Annotated in this window: 12 protein-coding genes and 1 pseudogene; 12 read left to right on the forward strand and 1 reads right to left on the reverse strand. The window is 75.2% G+C overall.

The window, feature by feature from the left end; genetic code table 11:
- Positions 1 to 53: 53 nt before the first annotated feature.
- The 10 genes from BM093_RS03360 (at position 54) to BM093_RS03405 (ending at position 9,285) form a co-directional block, all read left to right on the forward strand.
- A complete protein-coding gene (locus BM093_RS03360; RefSeq protein WP_093336984.1) occupies positions 54 to 2,462 on the forward strand; it encodes a [protein-PII] uridylyltransferase in 2,409 nt (802 codons plus the stop codon).
- A 142-nt stretch (positions 2,463 to 2,604) separates the two neighbouring features.
- Positions 2,605 to 3,228: an AAA family ATPase gene (locus BM093_RS03365; protein ID WP_093336987.1), complete on the forward strand. Its 624-nt coding sequence runs from the start codon at positions 2,605 to 2,607 to the stop codon at positions 3,226 to 3,228.
- Between the two features lie 10 nt (positions 3,229 to 3,238).
- On the forward strand, positions 3,239 to 4,807 hold the full coding sequence (gene ffh / locus BM093_RS03370; RefSeq protein WP_093336990.1) for a signal recognition particle protein: 1,569 nt from the start codon (positions 3,239 to 3,241) through the stop codon (positions 4,805 to 4,807).
- 23 nt (positions 4,808 to 4,830) lie between these two features.
- Entirely contained in the window at positions 4,831 to 5,946 is a 1,116-nt protein-coding gene (locus BM093_RS03375; RefSeq protein WP_093336993.1) for an amidohydrolase family protein, read from the forward strand.
- Positions 5,943 to 6,848: a CPBP family intramembrane glutamic endopeptidase gene (locus tag BM093_RS03380; protein WP_093336996.1), complete on the forward strand. Its 906-nt coding sequence runs from the start codon at positions 5,943 to 5,945 to the stop codon at positions 6,846 to 6,848. The genes BM093_RS03375 and BM093_RS03380 overlap by 4 nt, the downstream gene beginning before the upstream one ends.
- A 150-nt stretch (positions 6,849 to 6,998) precedes the next feature.
- Complete coding sequence (gene rpsP / locus BM093_RS03385) at positions 6,999 to 7,508, forward strand: 30S ribosomal protein S16 (RefSeq protein ID WP_093336999.1); 510 nt, start codon at positions 6,999 to 7,001, stop codon at positions 7,506 to 7,508.
- A 34-nt stretch (positions 7,509 to 7,542) separates the two neighbouring features.
- Positions 7,543 to 7,782, forward strand: coding sequence for an RNA-binding protein (locus BM093_RS03390; RefSeq protein ID WP_093337002.1), 240 nt, complete (start codon positions 7,543 to 7,545; stop codon positions 7,780 to 7,782).
- A gap of 92 nt (positions 7,783 to 7,874) precedes the next feature.
- On the forward strand, positions 7,875 to 8,393 hold the full coding sequence (gene rimM / locus BM093_RS03395) for a ribosome maturation factor RimM (protein WP_245773293.1): 519 nt from the start codon (positions 7,875 to 7,877) through the stop codon (positions 8,391 to 8,393).
- 123 nt (positions 8,394 to 8,516) lie between these two features.
- Complete coding sequence (locus BM093_RS03400) at positions 8,517 to 8,732, forward strand: helix-turn-helix domain-containing protein (RefSeq protein WP_093337005.1); 216 nt, start codon at positions 8,517 to 8,519, stop codon at positions 8,730 to 8,732.
- Positions 8,733 to 8,745: 13 nt separating this feature from the next.
- Entirely contained in the window at positions 8,746 to 9,285 is a 540-nt protein-coding gene (locus BM093_RS03405) for a Clp protease N-terminal domain-containing protein (RefSeq protein WP_093337008.1), read from the forward strand.
- 44 nt (positions 9,286 to 9,329) lie between these two features.
- Here BM093_RS03405 and BM093_RS03410 read toward each other — a convergent pair whose 3' ends face one another.
- Positions 9,330 to 10,115 (reverse strand): MgtC/SapB family protein, encoded by a 786-nt coding sequence (locus BM093_RS03410; protein ID WP_093337011.1) that lies wholly within the window; start codon positions 10,113 to 10,115, stop codon positions 9,330 to 9,332.
- 50 nt (positions 10,116 to 10,165) lie between these two features.
- Here BM093_RS03410 and trmD point away from each other — a divergent pair.
- A pseudogene (trmD, locus tag BM093_RS03415) lies at positions 10,166 to 10,891 on the forward strand (tRNA (guanosine(37)-N1)-methyltransferase TrmD); the annotation flags it as partial.
- A 449-nt stretch (positions 10,892 to 11,340) separates the two neighbouring features.
- Entirely contained in the window at positions 11,341 to 11,700 is a 360-nt protein-coding gene (rplS, locus tag BM093_RS03420) for a 50S ribosomal protein L19 (RefSeq protein ID WP_093337017.1), read from the forward strand.
- The last annotated feature ends 1 nt before the right edge of the window (position 11,701 follow it).

Consider the following 11,701-nt stretch of genomic DNA (forward strand, 5'->3'; position numbering starts at 1 on the left):
TGCCGCGGCGGGCCCGTCACCGTCCGGGAACGGGGAGCGGGTGGGGCGGGACGATGACGGTACTGGGATCGGGCGAGGCGGCGGACCTGGTCGAGGCCAGGTCGGTGCTGCTGGAGTCCAACGGTCGCAACCACCACGGACCGCAGGCGCTGCGGGACGCCCTGGTCGACCTGCACGACTTCTGGCTCGCCGCCCGGTGCGCGGCCCTCGGGCTCGGCCGCGCAGGTGGTGCCGGTGGTGGGGTGGCCCTGGTCGCGGTCGGCGCGCTCGGCCGCCGCGAGCTCTGCCCGCACTCCGATCTCGACCTCGTGCTCCTGCACACCGGCCGCGGCGGCGGTGTCGACACCCTCGCCGAGCAGCTCTGGTACCCGCTGTGGGACGCCGGCATCGGCCTGGACCACGCGGTCCGCACCCCCGGACAGGCCGTCCAGGTCGCCGCGACCGACCTGCGCGCGGCGTTCGGGCTGCTCGAGATCCGCCACCTCGGCGGGGACACGGCGCTGTCCGCGCGGGTGCGCGACGCCGTCCGCAAGGCCTGGCGGGCCGGGATGCGCACCCGGTTCGACGAGATCGCCGGCACGGCCGCCGAGCGGTGGCAGCGCAGCGGCGACGTCGCGCACCGGATCGAACCGGACCTCAAGAACGGCCACGGCGGCCTGCGCGACGTCGCCCTGCTCGACGCGCTGGCCGCCGCCCAGCTCGTCGACCGGCCGCCGGCCGGGATCACCGCCGCGCGCACGCTGCTGCTCGACGTCCGCACCGAGCTGCACCGGCGTTCGGGCCGGGCCCGGGACGTGCTGCGCGCGCAGGATGCCGACGACATCGCCACGGCCCTGGACCTCGGTGACCGCTTCGACCTGGCACGCGCCCTGTCCGGTGCCGCCCGCGCGGTCGCGTACGCCGCCGAGGTCGGGCTGCGGCAGGCCCGCGCGGCCCTGCCGCGCCGTGGTCCGGCCGCGCTGCGCCGCGCACCCGTGCGGCGTCCGCTGGACTCCGGCGTCGTCGAGCACGCCGGTGAGGTCGTCCTCGCCCGGGACGCCTCGGCCGCCCGCGACCCGGCACTGGTGCTGCGGGTGGCCGCGGCGGCGGCCCGCACCGGCCTGCCGATCTCGTCAGCCACCCTGACCCGGCTCGCCGACACCGCCCCCGAGCTGCGGGAACCGTGGCCCCGGGCGGCGCTGGCCGAGCTGCTCGCGCTGCTCGGCACCGGGCACGCGGCGGTCGGCGTGATCGAGTCGTTGGACCGCGCCGGGCTGTGGGGGCGGCTGTTCCCGGAATGGGGGGCGGTGCGCGACCTGCCACCCCGGGACCGCACGCACGTGTGGACCGTCGACCGGCACCTGGTCGAGGTCGCCGCGCAGGCGGCCCGCTCCACCACCCGGGTGGCCCGCCCCGACCTGCTCCTGCTCGGCGCGCTCACCCACGACATCGGCAAGGGCCGCGGGGAGGACCACTCGGTCGTGGGGGAGTCGGTGGTCCGCCGGATCGGCCCGCGGCTGGGGCTGCGGCCCGCCGACGTCACCCTGCTCGCCGCGCTCGTCCGCCACCACCTGCTGCTGCCGCACACGGCGACCCGGCGCGACCCCGACGACCCCGCGACCGTCGCCCGGGTCCTGGCCACGCTGCGCGGGGCCGTCGGGGACGACCGCGCCGTGGTGACCCTGCTGGAGCTGCTCACCGCGCTCGCCGAGGCGGACGCGCTGGGCACCGGGCCCGGAGTGTGGAGCCCGTGGCGGCGCACCCTGGTCCACGGGCTGTCCGAGCGCTGCCTGGCCGGGCTCGACGGCCGGCCGGTCGGTGAGCCCGGACCGCCGGACCCGGCGTGCACGGACATGGTCGACGCGGTGGCCGCGGACGGCGTGCCGCAGGTGCGCTTCGCCGGGGGCGAACGGCCGCGCGAGCGGGGCAGTGACGACGTCGCGACCGTCGCCGTCGCGCTCCCGGACCGCCGCGGCTCGCTCTCCGCCACGGCCGGGGTGCTGGCGCTGCACTCGCTGCAGGTGCACACCGCCGACCTCGTGACCGGGCGCGGCGTCGTCCTGCTGAGCTTCGCGGTGACCCCGCGGTTCGGGGGCCTGCCCGACCCGGCGCTGGTCCGCTCGGACCTGGTCCGGGTGCTGGCCGGGTCGCTGCCGCTCGGCGAGGCGCTGGCCCGCAAGGAACGCGACTACGCCCCGGCCGCCCCGGAAGTGGAGCGGACCGCCCCGCCCCGGGTGCTGTGGTTCGACGACGAGGCCACCGGCGCGGTGGTGCTCGAGCTGCGCGGCACCGACCGGATCGGGTTGCTGCACCACGTCACCGCCGCCCTCGAACGGTGCGGGACCGACCTGGTGTGGGCCCGGGTGGAGACGCTCGGCTCGTCGGTGGTCGACGCCTTCGGGATCGCCGGGTCCCCGGACGGGCCAACCCGCACCCGGATCGAACGGTCGGTGCTCGCCGCCGCCGCGGAGCGCGCCCGTTAGCCCTGCCGCGGAGCGCGGCCCGGCAGCCCTGCCGCGGAGCGAGCCCGGTAGCGCCGCCGCGGAGCGCGCCCGGCAGCGCTGCCACGAACCGGACACGCGGCGTGAGCGGAACGATCCGCCGATCCCGACCGTTTCCCCGCACATGAGTACCGCCAGTGCCGTCAGGGCCGCTCCCGGCGCCGCACCGACCGACGTTCTCGCCGTGGCCGGTGCGGACACCGCGGACGGTCCGCTCGTCGTGCACCTGCCGGGCCGGACCGTGCTGCTGGTGGCCGGCCTGCCGGGAGCGGGCAAGTCGACCCTGCTGGCCGGCGTGGACGCGGTGCCCGGTGTCCGGGTGCTCGACTCCGGCACCGCCCGCGCGGTGCTCGCCCGCCGGCTGCCCGCGGGGACGCCGTACCCGGCCTACCGCTGGCTCACCCACCTGGTGCACCGGGCCGGGGTCGTCGGCGCGTGCCTGGGCCCGACCGGGACCGTGGTCGTCCACCTCCCCGCCACGGCGCCCCGTGACCGGGCCGTGGTCCGCGCGCTCGCCCGGGTCTCCGGGCGGGAGCCGCACCTGTTGTGGCTGGACGTGCCCGCGGAGCAGGCGATGTCCGGGCAGCTGGCCCGCGGCCGCGTCGTCCGGTCCCGGCCGTTCGCGGCGCACGCCCGGCGCGCCGCGCGCACCGCCGCGGCCCTGCGTGCCGGTGGGGAACCGGGCTGGACCTCGGTCCGCACGACGGATCGCTCCGGCGCCCGCCGGGGCCTGGCGCTCGCCCAGTAGGCTGGTAAGGGTGTTCGACTCCCTCTCCGAGCGGCTCGGATCCACGCTGCGCGATCTCCGCGGCAAGGGCCGGCTCTCCGACGCCGACATCGACGCCACCGCGCGCGAGATCCGGATCGCGCTGCTGGAGGCGGACGTCGCTCTTCCGGTGGTCCGCGGGTTCATCGCGCGGATCAAGGAACGGGCCAAGGGTACGGAGGTCTCCCAGGCCCTGAACCCGGCCCAGCAGGTCGTCAAGATCGTCAACGAGGAGCTCGTGGCGATCCTCGGCGGCGAGACGCGGCGGCTGCACTTCGCCAAGGAACCGCCGACGGTCATCATGCTCGCCGGCCTGCAGGGCTCCGGTAAGACGACCCTCGCCGGCAAGCTGGCCCGCTGGCTGTCCGGGCAGGGGCACACCCCGCTGCTCGTGGCGTGCGACCTGCAGCGGCCCAACGCCGTCAACCAGCTCCAGATCGTCGGTGAGCGGGCCGGGGTGCCGACCTTCGCCCCGCACCCGGGGGCCACGGGCTCCGGGGAGCTGCCGGACGGTCCCGGTGACCCGGTCGGCGTCGCCCGCGAGGGCGTCGCGTACGCACGTGCCAAGCAGCACGACGTCGTCGTCGTCGACACCGCGGGCCGCCTCGGCGTCGACGAGGAGTTGATGCGCCAGGCGTCGGACATCCGGACCGCCGTCGAGCCGGACGAGGTCCTGTTCGTCGTCGACGCCATGATCGGTCAGGACGCCGTGGCCACCGCCGAGGCGTTCCGCGACGGCGTCGGGTTCACCGGTGTCGTGCTCACCAAGCTCGACGGTGACGCCCGCGGTGGTGCGGCCCTGTCGGTCCGCGAGGTCACCGGCGAGCCGATCCTGTTCGCCTCCAACGGCGAGAAGCTCGAGGACTTCGACGTCTTCCACCCGGACCGGATGTCCTCGCGCATCCTCGGGATGGGTGACCTGCTCACGCTGATCGAGCAGGCCGAGCAGGTCTTCGACGCCGAGCAGTCCGCCGCCGCCGCGCAGAAGATCGGGTCGGGGGAGCTGACCCTGGAGGACTTCCTCCAGCAGATGCTGCAGCTGCGCAAGATGGGCCCGATCGGCAACATCCTCAACATGCTCCCGGGCGCGAACCAGGGGCAGATGAAGGCCGCGCTCGACCAGGTCGACGACCGGCAGATCGACCGGCTGCAGGCGATCATCCGCGGCATGACCCCCGCCGAGCGGGCCGACCCCAAGATCGTCAACGCGTCCCGGAGGCAGCGGATCGCGAACGGGTCCGGTGTCACCGTCTCCGACGTGAACGACCTCATCAACCGGTTCTTCGAGGCCCGGAAGATGATGAAGCAGATGGCCGGGCAGTTCGGCTTCGGCGGCGGCGGGCGCAAGGCGACCAAGAAGGTCCCGAAGAACGCACGCAAGGCCAAGCAGGCGAAGAAGAACCGGCGCAGCGGCAACCCCGCGAACCGGGCCGCGCAGGGGTCGCCGGACCTGTCGAACCTGCCGCCGAGCCTGCAGCAGCTGCCGCCCGGGCTGTCCGGGATGGACCAGCTGCCGCCGGGGTTCGACCCGTCGAAGCTCGACTTCGGCAAGAAGAAGTGAGACCGCGCCCGTAGCCTGCCCCCATGGCTGATCTTCCTGCCGCAGGATGGCGACTCCGTGGCACCCTGCTGGGCCCGGACGGGGCGCAGGGTGCCGACCTCTACGTCGACGGAACCGGCCGGATCAGCCCGGAGCCGCTGCCCGGCGCGGAGGACCTGGTCACCGACGGGTGGATCCTGCCGGGGCTGGTCGACGCGCACTGCCACGTCGGGCTGGGCCCGGACGGCCCGGTCACCGACATCGAGGAGTGCGCGGCCCAGGCCCGCGCGGACCGCGACGCGGGCGCCCTGCTGCTGCGGGACTGCGGCTCGCCGGTGGACACCTCCGCGCTGCAGGCCCGCGACGACCTGCCGGAGATCATCCGGGCGGGCCGGCACGTGGCCCGGCCCAAGCGCTACATCCCCGGCCTCGCGGCCGAGCTCGACGACCCGCGGCTGCTCGTCGACGAGGTCCGCGCCCAGGCCGCCCACGGTGACGGCTGGGTGAAGCTGGTCGGCGACTGGATCGACCGTGGCCTGGCCGAGGGCGCCGACCTGGCCCCGCTCTGGCCGGACGAGGTGCTGGTCGAGGCGATCGCCGCCGCGCACGAGGCCGGGGCGCGGGTCACCGCGCACGTGTTCGGCACCGACGCGCTGCCCGGGCTCATCCGGGCCGGTATCGACTGCATCGAGCACGGGTCCGGTCTCACCGACGACCTGATCACGGAGATGGCCGAGCGGGGCACCGCGCTGGTCCCGACCCTGGTCAACGTCGAGACGTTCCCGTCGATCGCGGCGCGGGCCACGAAGTACCCGCGCTACGCCGACCACATGCAGGCCCTGCACGACCACGCCTGGGAGCGGGTCGGCGCGGCGATCGAGGCGGGGGTGGCCGTGTACGCGGGCACCGACGCCGGCGGCGGGATCCGGCACGGCCGGATCGCCGACGAGATCGCCGAGCTGGCCAGGGCCGGGCACCGCGACGCGATCGGTGCGGCGAGCTGGGCGGCGCGCTCCTGGCTGGGCCGCCCGGCCGGACCGGAGGCGGGCGCGCCGGCCGATCTGGTCGTCTACGACCGTGATCCGCGCGACGACCTCGGGGTGCTGCAGGCCCCGTCGGTGGTCCTGGTCCGCGGGCGTCCGGTATCTGTGGGGGCATGAGCTCTCCGCCCGGCCCGCAGCCGGGACCGCCCGGGCCGCCGACCGGCCCGTACCCCGGCGGCCCGGGCCCGGGCGGGCCGGACCCGTACTCCGCATCGCCCGGTCCGTACGGCGGAGGCCTACGGCCCGGTCCGTACGGCGGCGGCCCACCGTCCGGTCCGTACGGCGGCGGCCCCCCGCCCGGGCCGTCCGGGCGCTTCGGGCTGACCCCGTCGCCGACGCCGCGGGTGCGCTGGGGGCTGTGGGCGTTCCTCGTCGTGGAGATCGTGTTCCTGGCGTCGTCGGCCGGGGTGGCGTACGCGGTGGGGGTCGACACCGCCGTCGAGGTGCTGCTGGCGATCGCGATCCCGACCGTGCTCGCGGCCCTGACCTGCGTGCTGTGGACACACTGGCGCGGTGACGGCCCGGTCATCGACCTCGGCCTGCGGTTCCGCTGGGAGGACGTCGGGGTCGGCCTGCTGGTCGGGGTCTGCGGGCTGTTCGTCACGGTGCCCGCCGCGCTCGGCTACCTCTACCTGGTCGGTCCGGAGCTGAGCACCTCGGTCGGGGTGGCGTTCGAGGGCATCCGGGCGAGCTGGCCGATCGCGCTGGCCGTCATGGTCGGGGTGGTGGTCATCGCCCCGGTCTGCGAGGAGATCGTCTACCGCGGCCTGCTGTGGAACGCCGTGGCGAAGTGGATCTCCCGGCCGTGGCTCGTGTTCGTGGTCACGACGGCGGTCTTCGCGATCGCGCACCTGGAGTTCCTGCGTGCACCGCTGCTGTTCGTGGTGGCCCTGCCGCTGGGGGTGGCGCGGATCCTGACCGGCCGGCTCACGGCGAGCATCGTGGCGCACGCGGTGAACAACTTCCTGCCGGGCCTGGCACTCGCCCTCATGCTGGTCGGGGCCCTGCCCTCGGTGTGAGTGCCGTCTGGCAGAATGGCCGATCGGGTCCGTGGCCGGCCCTCTAACCAGCCACGGCCGATGACCTTCGAGTGAGCGAGCCCGTACCCCACGCGAGCGCCAGCTGACTCATCGCAGCACGACACGACATTTCGCGAGGAGCACCACAGCGTGGCCGTCAAGATCAAGCTGATGCGTCTGGGCAAGATCCGTCAGCCGTACTACCGGGTCGTCGTCGCGGACTCCCGTACCCGCCGCAACGGCCGGGACATCGAGACCATCGGCAAGTACCACCCGAAGAACGAGCCGAGCCTCATCGAGATCGACTCGGAGCGTGTCCAGTACTGGCTCGGTGTCGGCGCGCAGCCGACCGAGACGGTGCAGAGCCTGCTCGAGGTCACCGGGGACTGGCAGAAGTTCAAGGGCCTCCCGGGCACCGAGGGCACGCTGAAGCCGCAGCCCGAGAAGGCCGACAAGCTCGCCCGCTTCCAGCAGGCGCTGGCCGAGGCCAACGACGAGCCGACCACCGCGGCCACCACGCCGAAGAAGAAGGGTGGCTCGCCGGAGCGCACCGGCAAGACCGCCGACGCCGCCCCGGCCGAGGCCGCGACGAAGAGCGACGACGTCGTCGACGCCACCAAGGACGCCGACGAGCCGGCCACCGAGTCGACCGAGTCGTGACGGCCGACGTGCTTCGTCCCGCGGAGGCCGCATCGTGACAATGCTGGCGGACGCGCTCGAGCACCTCGTGCGCGGCATCGTCGACCACCCCGACGACGTGCGGGTGGACCTGGTCACCGGCCGGCGCGGCCGGATCCTCGAGGTCCGCGTGCACCCGGACGACCTGGGCAAGGTGATCGGCCGCGGCGGCCGCACCGCCACCGCCCTGCGCAACGTCATCGGCGGTGTGGGCGGTCGTGGGGTGCGGGTCGACGTGGTCGACACCGACCGGTGACCAGCCGTACCGACCGCGTGACGGACGCATCCGACGACGCCGGCCGGGATCTCGAGCGCGCCTCGGACTCCGAGCGCGCAGCGAACACGGTCCTGGTCGGCGTCGTCGTGCGTGTGCACGGGCTGCGTGGCGAGGTGGTCGTCGAACCGCGGACCGACTCGCCGCAGGAGCGGTTCGCGCCCGGTGCGGTGCTGCAGGCCCGCCGCAGGCAGGGCAGCGACCCGGGCCAGCTGACGGTGACCGCCGCCCGCCCGCACTCCGGGCGCTGGCTGGTCCTGTTCGAGGGCGTCACCGATCGGGACGGCGCCGAGCAGCTGCGCGGCGTGCAGCTCGTGGTCCCCACCGCGGGGCTCGCCGAACCGGCGGATCCGGAGGAGTTCCACGTCCACCAGCTCACCGGGCTGCGCGCCGAGCTGGCCGACGGGACCCCGGCCGGGACGGTCACCGACGTCGTCCACGGGCCGGGCGGATCACTGCTGGTCGTGCGCCGGCCTGCCGGGCACGAGGCGCTGGTGCCGTTCGTCTCCGCGATCGTCCCCACCGTGGACCCGGCGGGTGGACGCGTCGTCCTCGACCCGCCCGAGGGGCTGCTCGACCCCGCCCCCGAGTGATCCGGGCCCGGCCCGATCCGCACCGAACCTCCCCGGCCCGGCGTCCGACGACGCCGGGCCGTTCTCGTGCCGACGGTGTCAACTACGGTTGACACGGCGGCGATGTCAACTTATGTTGACAGCATGAGCGATGCGACGGCAGTGGCCGCGGCGGCGTCCAGCAAGGACCCGGCCGTGGGCCTCCGGGCGGTGGCGGCCCTGCGTGAGCTGCAGGAGTCGCTGGAGGAGCTCCAGGTCGCCTCCGCCCGCGACCACGGCTGGTCCTGGCAGCAGATCGCCGACGCGCTCCAGATCAGCCGGCAGGCGGTGCACAAGAAGTACCGCCGGCTCGGCCGCTAGAGGGGAGACAGACGTGTTCGAGAAGTTCACCGACCCGGCCCGCACCGCGGTGGTCCGGGCCCAGGAGGAGGCGCGGGAGCGGCGGTCCGACCGGATCGGTCCGGAGCACCTGCTGCTCGCACTGCTGCGCCGCCCGGGGACACCGGGGGAGGAGCTGCTGCGGGCGGCGGGGGTCGACGCCGGGGAGGTCGACCGCGTCCTCGCCGCGGCCCCGCCGCACGACGCCGAGGCACTCGCCACGCTCGGCATCGACCTCGACGAGGTCCGCCGCGCGGCCGAGGAGTCGTTCGGACCGGGTGCGCTGGACCGCACGGCCCCGCGGCGCGGGCGCTGGTTCGCCGGGCACCTGCCCTTCGAGAAGACGTCGAAGAAGGCGCTCGAGCTCGCACTGCGGGAGGCGCTCCGGCTCGGGGACCGGCACATCGGCACCGAGCATCTCGTGCTCGGCCTGCTCCACCCCGACCACACGGCCTCGCGGATCCTCGAGCGGCACGGGCTCACCCTGGCCGGGATGCGCCGCACCGTCGCCCACCGGCCCCGCCGGGCCGGCTGAGGGCACGCACCGTCCGCGCCGGCCGGCCAGGGGGTGGGGCCGGCTCAGCGCGGCAGGTCCTCCTCGGGCGGGTCCGGGTCCGTGTCGTCGGGGTCGTCGGGGTCCTCGGTCGGGTCGACGCGGGTCCGGGCCGACCGGACCCCGGTCGTCTCGGCCAGTGCGGCGGCCAGCGAGCTCAGGTCGCCCCGTCCGTCCAGGCGCAGCGTGAGCGCGGCGACCCGGGTGCCGTCGGCGGCGACCGACCCGCGGTGCACGGCCACCCCCGCGACCGAGAACCCGGCCTCGGTGCAGCGCGCGAGAACCCCGCGTAGCACGCCGAGACCGTCGTCGTAGCGGATGCGCAGCACCGGTGGCCTGCGGCGACGGCGCCGGACCGCCCGGGCCAGCGGTGGCAGACCGCGGGTGACCAGCAGGTGTGCGCCCGTCGCCAGGACCGCGAGCAGCGGCAGGCCGGCGCCGCACGCCGTTCCCACCGCCGCGGCCAGCCAGATCGTCGCGGCGGTGGTCAGGCCCCGGACGACGTCCTGCCGGACGAAGATCAGTCCGGCGCCGATGAACCCGATGCCGGAGACGATCTGCGCGGCGATCCGGGACGGGTCCAGCGTGACGTGCTCGGTCGCCAGCAGATCCGCGAACCCGTACTTCGAGATGACCATGAACACGGCTGCGCCGACCCCGACCAGCGCGTGGGTGCGCAGGCCCGCGCTCTTGGCGCCGGCCTCGCGCTCCAGGCCGATCGCCGTCGTCAGGAGCAGGGCCAGCAGGACCGGTGGCAGCAGGTCCCACTGGTCCGCGGTGGACCACAGCGGCTCGGACCACCCGCCCGGCATGGCCGACCTCCCTCGCCCCGTCCGTTCCGGTGCCTGCGACGATCCGCCGCGTGCGGATCGACGTCGTCACCATCTTCCCCTCCTACCTCGCACCGTTGCGCGAGGCACTGCTGGGCAGGGCGATCGAGCGCGGGCTGCTCGAGGTCGGGGTGCACGATCTGCGGCACTGGACCCACGACGTGCATCAGGCCGTCGACGACGCGCCGTACGGGGGCGGGCCCGGGATGGTCATGCGCCCCCAAGTCTGGGGTGAGGCGCTCGACGAGGTCCTGGCCGGGCCGCCGGCCCGGTTGGTCGTCCCGACGCCGGCCGGGCGGCCGTTCTCCCAGGCGACCGCCCGGGCGTGGGCGTCCGAATCTCGCCTGGTGTTCGCCTGCGGCCGGTACGAGGGCATCGACGAGCGGGTGCTGCTCGACGCCCGCGCCCGCGGCACCGAGGTCGAGGAGGTCTCGATCGGCGACTACGTGCTGGTCGGTGGCGAGGTCGCCGTGCTGGTGATGGTGGAGGCGGTGGCCCGGCTGCTGCCCGGGGTGCTCGGCAACCCGCGCTCGGCCGAGGAGGACTCGTTCTCCGACGGGCTGCTCGAGGGGCCGTCCTACACGCGTCCGGAGAGCTGGCGCGGGCTGTCCGTGCCGGAGGTCCTGCGCAGCGGCAACCACGCCGCGATCGACCGGTGGCGCCGGGACCGCGCGCTCGAACGGACCCGGGACCGGCGTCCCGACCTGATCGAGGCCCTCCCGGACGGTGCCCTCGACGCCGCCGACCGCGCCGTGCTCGCCGCCGGGCGCTCCGGCGGGGCCGCGGCGGGTGGCCGTCCCGGCGACGGTGGCAGTCCCGGCGGCCTCGGCCGTCCCGACGACGGTGGCCGTCCCTACGACGCTGGCCTTCCCGACGACGGTGGCCGGACGACGACAGACGACTACGGCCCCGACGGGACGGGTCGGGCCTGACCCGTCGGGCCGCGTCCGGACCACCGGGTGTCCGGGCCGTTCGGCCCGTCTGGCACTATGGACCAGTTGCCAGCGCCGTGTGCGGTGCCCGGCGACGGCTGCATGCGCCGGTCGGACAGACCGCGCGCCGCGAGCCGCGCCGGAGCCCGCCACCCGGACGAGCGTCCCACCGCCGAGGTGCGGACCGCCCGGGTGGCCCGGGAAGAGACCCCCGGAACGACCCGGGGCGGCACCGCACGACCCGCACGAACGACACACGAGGACGGACCGTCGACATGAACACCCTGGACGCCCTGGACGCGCAGACCCTGCGCTCCGACATCCCGAACTTCCGGCCCGGGGACACGCTCAAGGTGCACGTGAAGGTCATCGAGGGCACCCGCTCCCGGACCCAGGTCTTCCAGGGCGTGGTCATCCGCCGCCAGGGCTCCGGTGCCCGGGAGACCTTCACCGTGCGCAAGATCTCGTTCGGTGTCGGCGTCGAGCGCACCTTCCCGGTGCACACGCCGAACATCGAGAAGATCGAGGTCGCCACCCGCGGCGACGTCCGCCGGGCGAAGCTCTACTACCTGCGTGAGCTGCGCGGCAAGGCCGCGAAGATCAAGGAGCGCCGGGAGACCCCGTCCGCGTCCTGAC

The organism is Pseudonocardia ammonioxydans (genome assembly GCF_900115005.1).
Classification (GTDB): domain Bacteria; phylum Actinomycetota; class Actinomycetes; order Mycobacteriales; family Pseudonocardiaceae; genus Pseudonocardia; species Pseudonocardia ammonioxydans.